Here is a 16,395-nt window from a genome sequence, read left to right as displayed (position 1 = left end):
AAAAAACAGAAATGAAATATTATAATTTAAAAGACCATTCAGAAAAAATTGATTTCAGAGGAGCAACTATAAAAGGTCAGGGAAAAGAAAAAGGATTATTTTTCCCCGAAAGCATTCCCCAATTTGAAGATGAATTCATTCAAAATCTTCACCAGTATTCCAATGAAGAAATTGCATACCAATGCATGAAAGACTTTGCAGGAGATGAAATTCCTTCAGAAATCTTAAAAGAAATTGTTGCAGAAACGGTCAGTTTTGATATCCCTTTGATCAAGATCAATGAACAGATAGCTATATTGGAATTATTTCATGGTCCTACCCTGGCTTTTAAAGATATTGGTGCTAGATTCATGAGCCGTTGTCTGTCTTATTTCCTGAAAGACCAACAGAAAAAAGTTACTGTTCTTGTAGCCACTTCAGGAGATACAGGAGGAGCTGTTGCTCACGGATTTTATAAAATTCCACAGATTGATGTAGTTATATTGTATCCAAAGAACAGGGTAAGTCCGGTTCAGGAGAAACAGCTTACGGCATTAGGCGAAAATATTTCTGCATTAGAAGTCAACGGTAGCTTCGATGACTGTCAGAACCTTGTAAAACAAGCCTTTTCGGATGAGGAAATCAACAGTCAGTTATTTTTGACATCTGCTAATTCTATCAACGTTGCAAGATGGCTTCCTCAGCAGATTTATTATTTAATAGCATTAAAACAATGGATGCAGCATCATCAGGAACAACCGATAATCTGTGTACCAAGTGGAAATTTCGGAAATATTTGCGCCGGACTGCTGGCCCATTTCAGAGGTTTGCCTGCTAGTCATTTTATTGCGGCCTGTAATGCCAATCATGTCATTCCGGATTATTTTACAACCCAAAACTACCAACCACAAAAAGCGGTTGCTACCCTATCCAATGCAATGGATGTAGGAGATCCCAGCAATTTTGTGAGAATCCTGGAACTCTTCGGGCATCAGTTTGAAACGTTAAAAAATAAAATATCAGCTTATTCGATTGATGATGATCAAACGATGAGCACCATCACAGAAGTCTATAAGAAATACGGCTATATTCTGGAACCTCACAGCGCTGTGGCCTTTGCTGCAATGGAACAGTACTTGCAAGAAAATCCTGAGCAAAAAGGATTCATCCTGGGTACTGCACATCCGGTAAAATTCCCTGATGCAGTGGAAAAAGCAATTCATACTCAGATTGAAATTCCGGAAACATTAAATGAGCTTATGAAAAAGGAGAAAAAAACTGTAGAAATAAATTCAGATTTTGAAGAATTAAGACGATTTTTGCTTCATAAAATCTGAAGCAATGAGCAAAATATATCTTGAAGATGTACGAATATATGCATACCATGGTGTACTTCCTGAAGAAAATATCATCGGTACCTATTATATTCTGAATGCAGAACTTCATACCGATCTGTGGAAAGCAGCCACATCCGATGATTTGCATGACACCATAAGTTATGCAGATATCAATGACATCCTTCACGGCGAAATGAAAATAAAATCCAAATTACTGGAACATGTAGCCGGAAGAATCATCACCAAAATTCATGACAGCTTTCCACAGGTCGATTATATTAAATTAAAAATAACGAAAACAGCTCCGCCAATGCTAGGAGAAATGAAAGGTGCCAGCATAGAGCTTGAAAAGAGCTTTAAACCGGAAAATTAAAATGCTTATTTTCGTTTCATAAAAAAAACATACAAATTGAAATTCGTTAAAATATTATTTCTAGCAATAGGGATCAGCACTTTTGGGCAAACCGGCGTTGATAATCAATTGGCAGCCTATAACTTTCCTAAGATCAAATCCAGCATTACGATGCCTGTGACCATCCCTCTTTCGGAACTGAGCAATATGATCAATGCTTCTGTAAAAGATCTGGTATATCAGGATGATTCTTATACAGATAACAACAATGATCAGTTCAAAGTGAAAGTATGGAAAACAAGACCGATCCGCCTTGTAGGAGGAACCAGCCAGAATTTACTGATCGAAGTTCCTTTAAAAATATGGGCAGAAAAGGGAATTGGTACTTTGGGAGTATATACGTATCAGAATACCACTTTTGAAACAGTAATGTCTTTTAATACCACCGTTACTTTTAAAAATAACTGGACGATTATTACAAATACTCAGCCCAATGGTTTCAGATGGGTAACCAAACCTGTGCTTGATTATGGAAGAATACAGATTCCCATCACCTCTATTGTTGAAAAAAGCTTAAAAGAGCAACAGGAAAAATTCTGTAAAACAATTGATCAGCAAATGGCGACACAGTTGAATTTCCAGCAATATGCTTTAATGGCGTGGAATACTTTTCTGCAGCCCTTCAATATTTCGGAAGAATATAACACATGGCTTAAAGTAAGCCCTGTGGGTGTTAATATTACTCCTTTGAAATTTTATGGAAATCAGATCAATGCTACGCTTGGTGTGGATATTTATTCTGAAACTTTTACAGGGAATAAACCTGCAGCTTCTTCACCCGTGACAAGTGTTGCTAATTTTAACTCCACTCCTACTGTTGCAGATAAGTTTATTTTGCAGACAACAGCCAATATCCCTTTTACGGAAGCAAGTAATATGGCAAGAAAAACGTTCCTGAACAAGGAGTTTGATGTACGTGATTCTAAAGTGAAGGTAACCGATATCAGAGTATATGGTGTTGATGATAGGGTGGTTATTGAAGCTCAGACCGATGGCTATATCAAAGGGACATCTATTATTTCAGGAATTCCGGTGTATGATGAAACTAAAAGAAAAATTGTTTTATCTGAAACGAAATTTAAACTAAAAACGACCAATATCCTTCAAAAAACAGCTTCCCTGTTATTTCAGGGGAAAATCGTAAAAATGATTGAAGAAGAATACGGTATTCCTACTCAGGAACTGGAAGAAACTTCAAGAAAAAGTATCGAAGAGGCTTTTAATAAAGAATATTATAAAGGTTTAAAGATGAACGGAAAAGTGTTCAATCTTAAGCCAAGTAAAATTTTGCTCAGCAATACAGGAATCACTGCTGTTATTGATACGAATGCTTCTTTAAAATTATTGGTCAACGGATTTTAACACCATCAATAAAAACTAAACTAAAAAACTAATAACCTTCCCCATGAGAAAATATCTAGTTGTTGTAGATAGACACAAGGCACCTACAGGTACAAGATTCCTTAATTATTTCCTTGATAGAATCTTTATTCAGATTATATTTTATATTTTTTTCTTTGCTTTTGCATTGTTCTACTCTATTGTTTTTGGAGAAATAATTAGTGAAGAAGATATTGATAACAATACAAGTGTAGCCGTATCTATCATTATTTCTTACTTTTTTGTATTTTTCGCTTATTTCTTTTTCATGGAATATTATCTTGGAAAGACAATTGCAAAGTATATTACCGGAACAAAAGTGATCAGTATAGATGGAAATCAACCTACCTCACTACAAATAGTGGGACGCATATTTTCCCGAATGGTTCCTTTTGATTCTCTTTCTTTTTTCGGCGAAAGCGGCTGGCATGACAAATGGAGCGAAACAAGAGTCATTAACATCAAAAATTATCAGGCTGAAATTCAAGCAAAAAGCGAAATAGAAGCTCTTGGAAAGAAAGAAATTGCTTAAAAACTTTTGTTCATAAAGAAATTTTGCTATATTTGCACACCTCAAAAATGGTAAAAATGGTACTTTGGCCGAGCGGCTAGGCAGTGGTCTGCAACACCATCTACAGCGGTTCGAATCCGCTAGGTACCTCAGAAAAAACCTCTAAATAATTTAGAGGTTTTTTTGTTTTTGTTTCTTACCTCATTATCACCCATATATTATTATATTTATGAAAAAATAACCACTATATCTTTAATAAATAATTAACCATGTTTTTATTAATATCATCAACACACATTATCATTTCAACAATTATATTAACCTTATTGATGCTTGGCAGTATTTATGGTTTTTACAGATTAATAAAATACACCGTTAAAAAAGGATCAAAGAATCTATAGAAAAATAATACTAAAATCCAATACTGATGATACAGTTCACCCCTGAAGAAAAAAGCCTGATACTTGCAGCAATACAGTATGAAAAAGAAATACAAGACAAAGCTGATGATGATGAAATAGATTATGTGGAAGAAATAGAAGAGGAAATTCAAAGAGAAAATATTTTTATTTCAAGAAGGAATATAGACTCTATCGTCATCTATCTCGGACATTTACTTGATAAAGCAGATCAGTATAACAATATTGAAGTTCTGTCTTTAGAAAGTAAATTAGATGATTTATCAAACTTACCTTAATAAAATATCTCTGCCATGTTGGCGGGGATTTTTTATTTCAATTCAAAAAAAAATCCTCGGAAATTCCGAGGATAAAAACTAATAACCATGAAAACTCAAATTAAACATGAGTTACATTTCTATATCGAAAAATCGTGCCAAGAATTTCAATTTTGATAAAAAAAACTGATTTATCCTTGTAATATCATTTTTACGATTTCAGCATTTTAAACCGATTTTACAGATGCTTTAAAAACCACTTCATAATTATTTATAATTAATTAAGACATTTCTAACATCAGAATAAAAATATTAATAAAAAAATAATTTACAGTTTCATAAAATTAAATTCATATTAAAGAAACATATACTTTATTAACCTTCAAAAAACTAACCCAACTCTCCATTGACATAATTTCTTCTCCCTAAATCAAATGACAAAATATGTATCATCCGGGATATACTATTTGGCCATAAAACAACTTATGAAATTTAAACTATGAGTTTCATCATATGAAAAAGCCCCCAAAAAATGGAGGCCTCAAAAAACACAAATGATGAAAAAAAATTTTATATCAGAGATAAAAATTATTTTATCTGTTGATTCTATCACCAAAGATATACCAGTCTTTATTTTTATTTTATGACTATAATCATAAAATTATTAATTCTTTCAAATAGTGGATCCCTTGGTTCGCAGACAATATTTCTCAAAAAAAGACCTCCCGTTTCGAGAAGTCTTTTTGATAAAATATGGAATGAAAATGTTTAATCAAATCTACTATATGCTGCTCAATTATTATATGAGCAGAATCATAAATTTTCACATTATAATAAACTTATATGAAAAGGCCTCCTTACGGAGGCCTAAAAAACACAAATGATGAAAAAAATCTATTTAGAAAAATCCAAACAGAATATTGTGAAATCATTCTTCACAACCGTTTTATTATCTTTCTTCAATAGAAAAATATAATACAAACCTGGAACTGAAGAATGAATACGTCTGTAAGAGTCAAACTGCATCCTGAAGATTAAATCAATCTCAATTTTATGCCATTATGATACTTGCATAAAAATAAATAAAGATCACAGATATCCATTGAATATCTAAAGAAAAACCTTCATTTCTGGAAGGGTAAATTTAGCTAAATATTTTGGGGTTCACAAGCCTATTCCTCCCAAACGATTGGAATATATACCGTAATATATCCGTCAGAATCTACCTGTGCGTCAGAAACTGTAGCAACTACTGTTCCATACCCTACCCAGCCGCCTTGGCCCTGCATCGCAGAAAATGTATAAGTTCCCGCAGGAAGTCCATCATAATATTGAGGAACCGACTGGAATCCACCACTATAATACGTATCATACACCTCTCCTGTAGTCATGTTTTCAGCAATAAAACTTCCAACATCATAATTACCCGAAAGAATTTTCGTTCCACTTTTGGAAAGAAGACCATAACGAATTTTGTAAGTCTGGGTCTTTGGAATCTTATCCGACACTACTGAACGGGGTGTATTACCCTCTACTACTTCCCCTGAGGAAAACGACGTTGTAACAGCCAGCAATCCAATTAATGCTGACACTGTAAAAATTGATTTTTTCATATTAAAAAGTAATTTGGTAGTTCAAAAATAATCAACTTATATGAATTCAATAAAAACTATCAGTGAATTAAAATTTACAAATACTCCCGAAATCCCTTACCAGCAATATAAAACCAAGTGATATTAAAAGTTAATTTGGTGATTTAACAACAATTTTAACACTCATTAACTAAAATTTGGCTTCATAATTGAAAATAAAACTAAAATTAAAGTCGTTTTGGCTTTATGTATTAAAATTTGAATTATGGGAAAGATAGTATTAGCAGGTTTTTTATCCGTCTTATTAATGACGGCCTGCAAGAAAGACGACAGCGTTGCAGAAAAATCACTGGAAGCACAGAAACTTGAATTTCAGGCCAGACAACTTGAAATAGAAAAACAAAAGCTGGCTATTGAAAAGGAAAAAATGGTCTATGAAGCTCAGAAAAAAGCGGACAGTATATCAGAAAGCAAAAAAGCTAGAATTGCTGCTGAAAATAATTCAAGACCAAAAGTAATCAGAGAAACAAGAACAATATATAGAGACAGAAGCTCCAATTCCAATTCCGGAGGAAGCAGCAATGGAAGTTATGCGAATAACGGAAGTAGTACTTCACAGGGAACGACCCAGAAAAAAGGATGGAGTAAAGCTGCCAAAGGAACTGTTATTGGTACTGTAGGTGGTGCTGCTGCCGGAGCGCTGATTGCCAAGAAAAACAGAGGACTGGGAGCTGTAATTGGTGGTGTTGTAGGAGGTGCTACAGGGTATACCATTGGTAGATCACAGGATAGAAAAGACGGAAGAGTACAACCCCGTTAATAAATATTTTCACAATAAATATAAAGATTGCTTACTTTTAAGCAATCTTTTTTTATGATATTGATTCTTCTTTCTTCCATTTTCATCGTTCCTGTCCTCATGGGGTGGGGAAAAATCATGGAAAATATATGGGGAGTTTTATTTCAGGAAGTTTCCGGAAAAATTTTATCCGGAATCTTAGGAATAAGTTTGATCTGGACAATTATTTCTTTTTTTATTCCTTTAAATATTTATGTAGAAATACCTTCAATACTATTTGGATTACTCTTTTTCTTTAAAAATAAACTCTACTGGGAATTCTATCAGTTTTCAAAGAAAGATTTTGCATTATTGAGCGTAATCTCTCTTATTATAATATTCGCTGGTTCTTTCTATCCTTATATATTAGATCATTTCGGGTATTATATTCCTACGCTTCAATGGCTTACAGAATACGGACTGGTAAAAGGAGTTTCAAATATAGATCTGACGCTGGGACAAATGTCACTGTGGCATATTTTTCAGGCAGGGTTTTCCAACTTCTCTGATCCGTTTTTGAGAATCAATTCCACACTCCTCATGATCTACAGCATTTATATCATTGAAAGGAAAAACTGGATCCATCTATGTTTCCTGCCGTTATTACTGCTGTTTTCACAATCTCCAAGCCCGGATCTTCCTGTCATTATTTTTTCGTTGATTATTTTAAATGAAATTCTGGCAGGAAACAGAAACACTACTCTCCTTTTTGCCTTTTCAATTTTTGTTTTTGCCATAAAACCAACAATGATATGGCTGCCTGTACTAACATTCTTAAGTTCGGTATTTATTTTTAAGAACAGCTTCAGACCTTTATTTTTAGGAATTATCATTCTCTTAATTTTCTTTGTGAAAAACATATGGGTATTCGGCTATCCTGTTTTTCCTGTAGCCATAGGTGATTTGGGAGTATCCTGGAAACCTAATTCCGAAGTGCTAAAAATTTCTTCGCAATTTGCCATCATGAAAACTTACGATATGCAGTACACGTATGAAGAAATTCAAAAGTTTTCAACTATAGATTATATCAAAAACTGGTTTTCACTGGAAGGAATCAAATCCAAAATTAATATTCTTTTTGTTCTGAGCCTGGGTATTTTCTCTGCATTTGCCTGGATAAAAAAGAAAAAACTGATGACACTGATCTGCATCTCATTATTGATAAAAAGTGCATTGATTCTTACTTTCTCCGCCCAATACCGATTTTTTTAGATATTTTTTTGTAATATTCTTTGTCTTGTTTTACGAATATTTTGATCGGAAAAAATCTATTGTTCTCTTTTCAGCTTTAAGTTTATTTTTTATTTCAATATTATCTTTTCCGGAATTCATTCAAAAATATATTCCAAGCTTCAGGGTTGGAAGTTTTATGACAGGATTTGAAAAAAAACAGCTTTATCAGCCTTCAACCTACGAGTATCATCAGTTTGAAACATATAAAGTCGGGAATTTCAAATTTAATATCTCCCATCATTATCCTTACAGTTTTGATACTCCAATTCCTGCAGTAAACCCTAATTATATTTTTGATTATGTGGAAGCAGGTATTTTCCCCCAGCTTTTAGACAAAAATGACCTTAAAAAGGGGTTTATCTGGAAAAAAATGACTTCGGAAGAAGAAAAGGAAGCGCAAAAGGTTATCAATACTATCAAAAACACTGATAAATAGAACAAATCCAGAAACTTTATTATCTGAAGAAAAAAAGGTAATTTTGTATCATGTTCAACACATTAGGTAATCTTCTTAGTCTTACAACATTTGGAGAAAGTCACGGAGTGGCTTATGGCGGTATCATCAATAATTTTCCGGCAGGTTTAGCGGTAGATCTCGATCAGGTTCAGTACGAACTGAATCGGAGAAAGCCCGGCCAGTCAGCAATCGTTACACAAAGAAAAGAAAGTGACACAGTAAAGTTTCTTTCCGGAATCTTTGATGGAAAAACAACAGGTACGCCAATTGGTTTTATCATTGAAAACGAAAATCAGAAATCGAAAGATTATGATCATATTGCAGGGGCATATCGTCCGAGCCATGCAGATTTCACCTATGACCAGAAATTTGGCTTCAGGGATCACCGTGGTGGTGGAAAATCTTCTGCAAGAGAAACAATGAACTGGGTAGTTGCAGGCGCACTTGCCAAACAGCTTTTACCAGACATTGAGATCAACGCTTACGTTTCTTCCGTAGGTGATATTTTCTGTGAAAAACCATATCAGGCTTTGGATTTCTCCCAAACAGAAAGCAATGATGTTCGTTGTCCTGATGCTGAAACGGCTGAAAGGATGATTGCACGAATCAAAGAGATCAAAAAAGAAGGGAACACCATTGGAGGAACCATCACTTGTGTGATTAAAAATGTTCCTGTAGGAATTGGTGAACCTATCTTCTCAAAACTTCAGGCTGAGCTGGCAAAAGCAATGCTGAATATTAATGCCTGCAAAGGTTTTGAATATGGAAGCGGTTTCTGCGGTGCCAAAATGACAGGAAAAGAGCATAATGATGCTTTCAACACAGATTTCACTACAAAATCTAATCTTTCAGGAGGAATTCAGGGAGGAATATCTAACGGAATGGACATCTATTTCCGTGTAGCATTCAAACCTGTAGCTACGATATTGAGACCTCAGGACAGTATTGACAAAGATGGAAATCCGGTAATCGTGGAAGGAAAAGGACGTCACGACCCTTGTGTAGTTCCAAGAGCGGTTCCTGTAGTGGAAAGTCTTGCTGCATTTGTACTGGCAGACCTGTTTTTGATCAACAAAACAAGAAACATCAATAATTTTTAACATAAATATTTTTAGTAATGAAAAATTACTGGGATAAAGGAATTTCTTTTGAAGAATACCTTCAGATTGCAAAAGAAAGATTAGAAAATCCTGCCAACCAACAGGAACTTGACTATAAACAATATTACGAACTGGGTCTTCAGAGAATGGACAGAACGGTAAAAAAATACGTTCCGGATGAAGATCAGCTGAAAGAACTTGCTGCCAAAAACTTTGACGGAAAAATTTTAATCATTTCCGAAGCATGGTGTGGTGATGCAAGCGCAACAGTGCCTGCTCTTTTCAGATTTTTTGAAGGACATAACGAGGTAAGAGTTTTTCTGAGAGACAGTGATAAAAGTTTAATCAATCAGTTTTTGACTAATGGTACCGAATCTATTCCTAAAGTAATTATCCTTGACAAAGACCTGAATGTAAAAAATTCATGGGGACCGCGTCCGAAATACGGATATGAGCTGCTGATGAAATATAAAGCTGATCCTGAAGCATATCCAAAAGATAGTTTCTATAATGATCTGCAGATATATTATGCTAAAAACAGAGGAAAAGACGCTGTTCAGGAAATTTTAGATCTTCTATAAAAAAGAGATATGAAAAAAAGTATCATTTATATTGTAATCATAGCAATCATTGGTGTTGTTGCATTTGTACCGGGAATAAGAAACTTTCTTAAGGATACATTCTTTCCGGTAGCTACCATTGAAAATGCTGTTCACATCAGTGAAGAAGATTACGATATAGAGCTTAAAGGAATCAATGCTCCAAGCACCAATCTTAAAAACTTTAAAGACAAAGGAGTCTTCCTTAATTTCTGGGGAACATGGTGCCCGCCTTGCAGAAAAGAATGGCCTTCTATCCAGAAACTGTATGATACCAGAAAAGATCATGTAGATTTTGTACTTATTGCCATGAATGATAAGGAAGAGGATGTAAGAAAATTTTTAAAAGAAAATAACTATACCGTTCCTGTATATATTGCTCAAAGCCCTATTTCTGAGAAAATTCTTCCCAAGGTTTTCCCTACCACTTTCCTTCTGGATAAGCATGGAAGAATCCTTATTAAAGAGGATGCTACAAAAGACTGGAACACAGAGACTGTGCATCAGTTCATTGACAATATTATCAAATAATATTTTAACTAAATTTTATAATTTATTGGTACAGGATTTGCGAATTTAATAGCGTTGAAAAATTTATTAAATCCTAACACAAAATGAAATATTCAAAATTAAATCTTGCAAAAGAAGCCATCAATCATAAGGGCTTTATAAAAAAGATCCCTGATATTTTCAGAATGGTTAAAATGTGGAGAAAAGGAGTTTATCCAATGAAATCCATAGACATTATTCTTCCTTTACTGGGAATTTTATATGTACTCTCCCCTATTGACCTGCTTCCTGAATTTGTAATACCGGTATTGGGAGTAATGGATGACCTGGCAGTATTGTCACTTACCATTCCTAAACTTATTAAAGAGGTAGACAAGTTTTTATTATGGGAAGCCGAACAAAAATACAGTGGAGCCCAAATCATTGAGGCTGAAATCGTAAAATAACAGTTTATTATATTTTTCACACCATCCTGGTCCATCCGGGATGGTTTTTTATTTACAAATGAGCGATAAATTTTTGAGCCTTATTTCAATTGCTTAAATTTGCAATATCTAATAAAAAATAATGGAAAGTAAAAAAGAATTCTTCTTAGAGTGCTACAAGCTAGGGATCATCAAATTCGGAAGGTTTACCCTGAAAAGTGGTATTGAAAGCCCTTTTTATGTAGACCTGAGACCTTTGGCTTCAGATCCTAAAATTTTAAAAAATCTTGCTAATTATTTATTGGAAATGCTTCCATTAGATAATTTTGATTTAATCTGTGGAGTTCCTTATGCTGCTCTTCCAATGGCAACTGCAATGTCTCTGGAAAGCTATATTCCATTAATTATTAAAAGAAAAGAAGCCAAAAGCTACGGTACCAAAAAGTTGATCGAAGGAATTTACCAGAAAGGACAAAACTGTCTTTTGGTAGAAGATGTGATCACTTCAGGAAAATCTTTATTAGAAACTATTCCTGAAATAGAACAGGAAGATCTTAAAGTTTCTGATATTGTAGTAGTACTGGATAGAGAGCAGGGAGGAAAGCAGCTATTAGAAGGCAAAGGCTACAGAGTACACACTCTTTTCAATATTTCGGAGGTATGTGACATTCTTCAGGAAACCGGAGAATTATCTGATGAAGAAGTAAAAAGAATTCAGGATTTCCTTCAGGGGAATCACATTCAGTTTGAAGAAGAAACAAGATCATCTTATGAACAGAAACTTGAAGCTACACAACATTCTGTTTCAAAGAAATTACTGGAAACAGCTTTAGCGAAAAAATCAAATCTTATTGCTTCTGCTGATGTTACAACCACTCAGGAGCTATTGGAACTTGCTGAAAAAGTAGGTCCGCATGTGATTGCTTTAAAAACGCATATCGATATCATTTCTGATTTTGATTATGAAAAAACAATCACTCCTCTAAAAGCCATTGCTGCAAAACATCAGTTTTTATTGATGGAAGACAGAAAATTTGCTGACATTGGGAATACACAGGAACTTCAGTTTACAAGCGGGGTTTTCAAAATTACAGATTGGGCAGATTTTGTCACTTCACAGGTGATCGGAGGTTTTGAATCATTAGACTGCTTCAAAAATGTAGGCGTGGTAGCCATCGTTGGAATGTCTTCAAAAGGAGCGCTTACAACAGCCAGCTATCGTGAAGAAGCTTTAAAAGTAGCTTTATCTCATCCAAATGTCATTGGTGGAGTATCTCAAAACAAAATTCCGGAAGACCTTTTATTATTCACTCCGGGAGTAAATCTTGCAGATTCAGGAGATGGTAAAGGACAGCAGTATAATACGCCGGAACATGTTTTCAAAACACTACACACGGATTTTATTATTGTAGGAAGAGGAATTTATAAATCTAATGATCCTGAAGCATCTGCCATCACTTATAAGACTGAAGGATGGAATGCGTATATTAATTCTTTGGACAAAAAAACAATTCAAGGTTAAAATCCTATAAAGTATATACAAAATAAGTTATATTTGGGCTTTATCACGAATATTTGAAAAAGCTCAGCATTTGCCTTATTTTGTTCTGGGGAGTCGCACAGGTCTCTGCACAGAAAGACAGTATTTATATTGAAGCAAAACTGTCTCCTGACAAGAAGAACCTTGAGATCAATCAGGAAATTGTTTATTACAATCATTCCGGAAAAGATCTGCAGACGGTAAAACTCCTGAATTGGGTTTCCGCATACAACAGACGCGGAACCTCTTTAGTCTACAGAAAACTGGAAGACAGGAATACGGATTTGCACTTTGCAAAAAGTGATCAATTGGGTAAACTTCTTGAATTGAATATCAAAAATTCTGAAAATGAAGTCATCCCAGTCAGTACCCTCTCAGATGAAAATCTTTTTATTCCTCTGAAAAACATACTGAAATCTGGCGAAAGTGTCACATTACAGTTGCAATACAGAATGCAGCTTCCCGATAAAACTTTTACGGGATACGGAACATCTGCTCAGAATACAGTATTAAAATATTTCTTTATTGTTCCGGATCATTTTGATCCGGACAATATTTCCAAAAGAAACTATCACGATATTGAAGAACCAGTAAGTTTCAATACTTTCTGGACTGTCAACTTTGATATTCCTGTCAATACTTTTGTTGAAGGTAATCTTCCACAGGTTCAGATGAATTCTTTTAAAGGAAATCTGGATTCTGATCCGGAGTTTTTAATTTCTACTATTGGTTATCCTTCCATAAAAACCAATATTGATGGAGATGAAACCGAGGTCAAATTTGGATATAACCTGAATCCTGAAGAAAAGCAGAATCTGGAATTTTATCTTCCTCTACATTTAAAATTCCTTAAAGAGAGACTGGGTATTCTTCCGAAAAGTCTTTTTATTTCAGATAAATTCAGAGCTAAAGAAGACTTTTTTGGAAATAATGATATTACTTTCTGGAAATTCAGATTCCAGTTATTTACCAATACAGAAAAAACGGATCTGGATTATTTTGGAATGATTACCAAGAAAATTCTTGATGAAACCGTTATTGCAGATAAAGAAAAAGATCATTGGTTTAAAAACGGATTAAAATCTTATCTGGAAATTCAGTATCTGAAAAAGTTCTATACTGATACGAAACTTTTAGGAACCCTTCCGGAAACCAAAATCTTTGGAGTTAAGCCTTTAAAATTATTCCATGCCTCCAAAGTAAAACTTCTGGACCGCTACGGACTTTCCTACCAATATATTATGCTGCAAAATCTTGATCAGAAGATTACTGAACATTTCCCTGTTTTAAGTAATTTCAATGATATGGCTGTCAGCAGTTTTGAAACCGGAAGTCTGTTCAATTATTCAGCAGATAAAATGGGGTATGACAATTTCAATGATATTGTAAAAAATTATATTTACCAGAATTCGGGAAAAAGAATACATCCTGAAGATTTTCTCACTTCGCTTTCCGAAAAAAATAAATCAACAGCTTATCTTTCAAACTTTTTCAAACAGAAAAACAGAGTTGATTTCAAATTAAAAAATATTCGAAAAGAAAACGATTCACTCCAAATAAACATTGTAAAAAATACCGATATTTCCATTCCTGTAAAATTGGAAACAGAAACAAAAACAGGAGAAAAGAAGGCTTACTGGATAGATACTGAAGAAAATGAACGTATGGCCAGCCTGACACTTCCTGCTTCAGATAACATTTACAAAGTCACTTTAAACAGCGGCTACATCTTTCCGGAATCCAATTACAGAGATAATTTTCTATATGCAAAAGGAATTTTTTCCAATGCAAAAAAAATTAAACTTAAATTAATAAAAGATATTCCCAATCCGGAGTACAACGAAATTTATATCAGCCCAAGAGTGCGTTTTAATAATACGTATGATAAATTCCTTTTGGGAGTGAATTTAAAAAACCAGTCTTTCTTTGATCAGAAATTTCTGTATTCAGTTACACCAACCTACAGTACCGGAACAGGAAAGCTGACTGGTTCCGCAGCGGTTTCCTACACTATTCTGCCCGCAGAAAGTATTATCAGAAGTTTGACCTTCGGACTATCCGGTTCTTATTTCCATTATGATTATAATCTGGCTTACAGAAAGACTTCTATATCTTCTTCTATCAATTTCAGAAAGAATCCCAGAAGTACGGTAAGCAGAGGGATTGGAGTCTCTTATAATTATTTTGAGAGAGATCTTAGTCCTTTAATGATTGCTAACGACGATTACAAGAAGTATAATCTCTGGAGTATCGGATATGGCTATAGCGACAGCCAGATGATTCATGAAAAAAGTTTCAGTCTGAGCACTCAGGGAATGGAAGATTTTAATAAAATAACAGCTGAAGGTTTCTACAGATGGGAATTTGCCCCTAAACAAAAGCTTAGCTTACGTTTATTTGCCGGATATTTTCTAAGAAACAATACCCGAAACAACCTTTTCGACTATGGTATTTCAAGGGTTTCCAATTATTCATTCTCTTATACTCTTTTGGGAGAGAGCGCCAGCAGTGGTCTCCTTTCGCAACAGTTTATATTAGCTGACGGTGGTTTTAAATCATTTCTACCGGGAACAGTAAACCAATGGATTACCTCTGCAAACGTAGATTCAAGTATCTGGAAAATATTCCATGTATATGCCGATGCCGGAGTGTATAAAAACAAAGATCTTCCTGCAAAATTCATATGGGATACTGGAGTTAAAGTGAGAATTATCCCTGATTTCCTCGAAGTTTATTTTCCGATACAGTCTTCTTTAGGATTTGAACCTTCATTCAAGGATTATGGAAAACGCATCAGATATACATTGATTCTTAATCTTGGATCGATTATTAATGCAGCGAGAAGAGGCTGGTATTAAGATTCTGCAAAAACAAAAAAATAAAAGGACAGCTGATCAATAAGCTGTCCTTTTTTATTAAAAACTAATCTTTTATAATTTTTTGTGAAATCGGAATATTATTGATAGTTCCTGTTACAATATAAGTTCCTTTGGGTAACTCAGCAATATCAAGGCTTGAGGCTAATTTTGTGGGTGATTTTTTAACAACCTGTCTGAAGGTATCATAAACTTTCACGTCTTTCACCTCTGTTCCGAAGACAATTTTACTATCCTTAATAAAAGGATTTTGCACAAAGCCGGATCTTACACTTCCTTCAAGGGAAAAATCCGCCATATTATCATTATTACTCACTAATGTTCTTTTGATAGCAGTGGTTGTAGTGGGAGAAGGAGCCGGTCCATCACCTTTAAATTGATCTGCATTGGATCCATACCCTACAAAATCCAGCACATTGGATGCAGAAGGTCCACTCACCTGTACTATATTTCCAGCTAAAGCTATTTTTCCTGAAACACTGGAAATCCTCAAACCGGAAAATTTGTTGGGTGTGCCGTCAAAATTCGTTATTGTAGTGGCAATGAAATTGGGTGTCGGTAGATCTTCAGTTCCCCCTTCAATTACTGATTCCTGAATTAAGTAGGTTTCTTCCGGTCCTAAAGTCAAATCAGGTAGTGTATGATATTCAGTAAAAGCACCAATAGCAGGTCCATATTGTATACTGGCTCCCGTCAAAGAAACCAGGTTCGTACCGATATTTTTGAGCACAATATAATTATTTTTCAATACAGCACCTGAGTTGACATCACCACCATAAATTTCATTGATCACAATTTGGGCATTCGAAAAGGCTGTTACTAATAAAAGCCCTGCAAGAGTAAAGATTTTTTTCATCGTACTAATTTTAGAAATGGATTTGAAATAAAAATATCAAAAACAATACCACCAAATTAAGAAATAAACATGAT

General features: G+C 34.4%; 16 protein-coding genes and 1 tRNA gene. 15 read left to right on the top strand and 2 right to left on the bottom strand.

The window, feature by feature from the left end:
- Positions 1 to 11 precede the first annotated feature (11 nt).
- The 6 genes from thrC (at position 12) to BOQ62_RS06545 (ending at position 4,316) form a co-directional block, all read left to right on the top strand.
- Positions 12 to 1,316 carry a threonine synthase gene (gene thrC, locus BOQ62_RS06570; protein ID WP_129038107.1) on the top strand — a complete coding sequence of 435 codons (1,305 nt, stop codon included), beginning with the start codon at positions 12 to 14 and terminating at the stop codon, positions 1,314 to 1,316.
- Positions 1,317 to 1,320: 4 nt separating this feature from the next.
- Positions 1,321 to 1,689 (top strand): dihydroneopterin aldolase, encoded by a 369-nt coding sequence (gene folB / locus BOQ62_RS06565; protein WP_129038105.1) that lies wholly within the window; start codon positions 1,321 to 1,323, stop codon positions 1,687 to 1,689.
- A gap of 36 nt (positions 1,690 to 1,725) precedes the next feature.
- A complete protein-coding gene (locus BOQ62_RS06560; RefSeq protein ID WP_129038103.1) occupies positions 1,726 to 3,090 on the top strand; it encodes a DUF4403 family protein in 1,365 nt (454 codons plus the stop codon).
- 43 nt (positions 3,091 to 3,133) lie between these two features.
- Positions 3,134 to 3,640, top strand: a complete 507-nt coding sequence (locus BOQ62_RS06555) for an RDD family protein (RefSeq protein WP_129038102.1) — start codon at positions 3,134 to 3,136, stop codon at positions 3,638 to 3,640.
- Between the two features lie 58 nt (positions 3,641 to 3,698).
- Positions 3,699 to 3,769: transfer RNA gene (locus BOQ62_RS06550), tRNA-Cys, on the top strand.
- 277 nt (positions 3,770 to 4,046) lie between these two features.
- Complete coding sequence (locus BOQ62_RS06545; RefSeq protein WP_129038100.1) at positions 4,047 to 4,316, top strand: hypothetical protein; 270 nt, start codon at positions 4,047 to 4,049, stop codon at positions 4,314 to 4,316.
- Between the two features lie 1,151 nt (positions 4,317 to 5,467).
- Here the strand turns inward: BOQ62_RS06545 and BOQ62_RS06540 are convergent.
- The gene (locus BOQ62_RS06540; protein ID WP_129038098.1) at positions 5,468 to 5,908 is read right to left on the bottom strand and encodes a hypothetical protein; all 441 of its coding nucleotides are present in this window, start codon (positions 5,906 to 5,908) and stop codon (positions 5,468 to 5,470) included.
- 244 nt (positions 5,909 to 6,152) lie between these two features.
- Here BOQ62_RS06540 and BOQ62_RS06535 point away from each other — a divergent pair, with 244 nt between their 5' ends.
- The 9 genes from BOQ62_RS06535 (at position 6,153) to BOQ62_RS06500 (ending at position 15,447) form a co-directional block, all read left to right on the top strand.
- Positions 6,153 to 6,707 carry a YMGG-like glycine zipper-containing protein gene (locus BOQ62_RS06535; protein WP_129038096.1) on the top strand — a complete coding sequence of 185 codons (555 nt, stop codon included), beginning with the start codon at positions 6,153 to 6,155 and terminating at the stop codon, positions 6,705 to 6,707.
- 117 nt (positions 6,708 to 6,824) lie between these two features.
- Complete coding sequence (locus BOQ62_RS06530; protein WP_228413776.1) at positions 6,825 to 7,937, top strand: LIC_10190 family membrane protein; 1,113 nt, start codon at positions 6,825 to 6,827, stop codon at positions 7,935 to 7,937.
- 157 nt (positions 7,938 to 8,094) lie between these two features.
- Positions 8,095 to 8,394 (top strand): hypothetical protein, encoded by a 300-nt coding sequence (locus BOQ62_RS23015; protein ID WP_228413774.1) that lies wholly within the window; start codon positions 8,095 to 8,097, stop codon positions 8,392 to 8,394.
- A gap of 50 nt (positions 8,395 to 8,444) precedes the next feature.
- Entirely contained in the window at positions 8,445 to 9,515 is a 1,071-nt protein-coding gene (aroC, locus tag BOQ62_RS06525) for a chorismate synthase (protein WP_129038094.1), read from the top strand.
- Between the two features lie 17 nt (positions 9,516 to 9,532).
- The gene (locus tag BOQ62_RS06520; protein ID WP_129038092.1) at positions 9,533 to 10,096 is read left to right on the top strand and encodes a thioredoxin family protein; all 564 of its coding nucleotides are present in this window, start codon (positions 9,533 to 9,535) and stop codon (positions 10,094 to 10,096) included.
- A gap of 9 nt (positions 10,097 to 10,105) precedes the next feature.
- The gene (locus tag BOQ62_RS06515; protein ID WP_062676250.1) at positions 10,106 to 10,645 is read left to right on the top strand and encodes a TlpA family protein disulfide reductase; all 540 of its coding nucleotides are present in this window, start codon (positions 10,106 to 10,108) and stop codon (positions 10,643 to 10,645) included.
- Between the two features lie 83 nt (positions 10,646 to 10,728).
- Positions 10,729 to 11,070 (top strand): YkvA family protein, encoded by a 342-nt coding sequence (locus BOQ62_RS06510; RefSeq protein ID WP_129038090.1) that lies wholly within the window; start codon positions 10,729 to 10,731, stop codon positions 11,068 to 11,070.
- 121 nt (positions 11,071 to 11,191) lie between these two features.
- Entirely contained in the window at positions 11,192 to 12,571 is a 1,380-nt protein-coding gene (gene pyrF / locus BOQ62_RS06505; protein ID WP_129038088.1) for an orotidine-5'-phosphate decarboxylase, read from the top strand.
- 53 nt (positions 12,572 to 12,624) lie between these two features.
- Positions 12,625 to 15,447: an aminopeptidase gene (locus tag BOQ62_RS06500; protein ID WP_228413772.1), complete on the top strand. Its 2,823-nt coding sequence runs from the start codon at positions 12,625 to 12,627 to the stop codon at positions 15,445 to 15,447.
- Positions 15,448 to 15,511: 64 nt separating this feature from the next.
- Here BOQ62_RS06500 and BOQ62_RS06495 read toward each other — a convergent pair whose 3' ends face one another.
- A complete protein-coding gene (locus tag BOQ62_RS06495; RefSeq protein ID WP_129038086.1) occupies positions 15,512 to 16,321 on the bottom strand; it encodes a T9SS type A sorting domain-containing protein in 810 nt (269 codons plus the stop codon).
- Between the last annotated feature and the right edge of the window lie 74 nt (positions 16,322 to 16,395).

The organism is Chryseobacterium sp. CH21 (genome assembly GCF_004119445.1).
In the GTDB taxonomy this organism is placed as follows: Bacteria; Bacteroidota; Bacteroidia; order Flavobacteriales; family Weeksellaceae; genus Chryseobacterium.
Note: the sequence above shows the minus strand (reverse complement) of the source record. Positions and strands in the feature narration are given on the sequence as shown.

Excerpts from the sequence above, each read along its gene's own strand:
- thrC (WP_129038107.1), top strand. The coding sequence starts at position 12 with ATGAAATATTATAATTTAAAAGACCATTCAGAAAAAATTGATTTCAGA.
- folB (WP_129038105.1), top strand. The coding sequence starts at position 1,321 with ATGAGCAAAATATATCTTGAAGATGTACGAATATATGCATACCATGGT.
- BOQ62_RS06555 (WP_129038102.1), top strand. The coding sequence starts at position 3,134 with ATGAGAAAATATCTAGTTGTTGTAGATAGACACAAGGCACCTACAGGT.
- BOQ62_RS06545 (WP_129038100.1), top strand. The coding sequence starts at position 4,047 with ATGATACAGTTCACCCCTGAAGAAAAAAGCCTGATACTTGCAGCAATA.
- BOQ62_RS06540 (WP_129038098.1), bottom strand. The coding sequence starts at position 5,908 with ATGAAAAAATCAATTTTTACAGTGTCAGCATTAATTGGATTGCTGGCT.
- BOQ62_RS06535 (WP_129038096.1), top strand. The coding sequence starts at position 6,153 with ATGGGAAAGATAGTATTAGCAGGTTTTTTATCCGTCTTATTAATGACG.
- BOQ62_RS06530 (WP_228413776.1), top strand. The coding sequence starts at position 6,825 with ATGGAAAATATATGGGGAGTTTTATTTCAGGAAGTTTCCGGAAAAATT.
- BOQ62_RS23015 (WP_228413774.1), top strand. The coding sequence starts at position 8,095 with ATGACAGGATTTGAAAAAAAACAGCTTTATCAGCCTTCAACCTACGAG.
- aroC (WP_129038094.1), top strand. The coding sequence starts at position 8,445 with ATGTTCAACACATTAGGTAATCTTCTTAGTCTTACAACATTTGGAGAA.
- BOQ62_RS06520 (WP_129038092.1), top strand. The coding sequence starts at position 9,533 with ATGAAAAATTACTGGGATAAAGGAATTTCTTTTGAAGAATACCTTCAG.
- BOQ62_RS06515 (WP_062676250.1), top strand. The coding sequence starts at position 10,106 with ATGAAAAAAAGTATCATTTATATTGTAATCATAGCAATCATTGGTGTT.
- BOQ62_RS06510 (WP_129038090.1), top strand. The coding sequence starts at position 10,729 with ATGAAATATTCAAAATTAAATCTTGCAAAAGAAGCCATCAATCATAAG.
- pyrF (WP_129038088.1), top strand. The coding sequence starts at position 11,192 with ATGGAAAGTAAAAAAGAATTCTTCTTAGAGTGCTACAAGCTAGGGATC.
- BOQ62_RS06495 (WP_129038086.1), bottom strand. The coding sequence starts at position 16,321 with ATGAAAAAAATCTTTACTCTTGCAGGGCTTTTATTAGTAACAGCCTTT.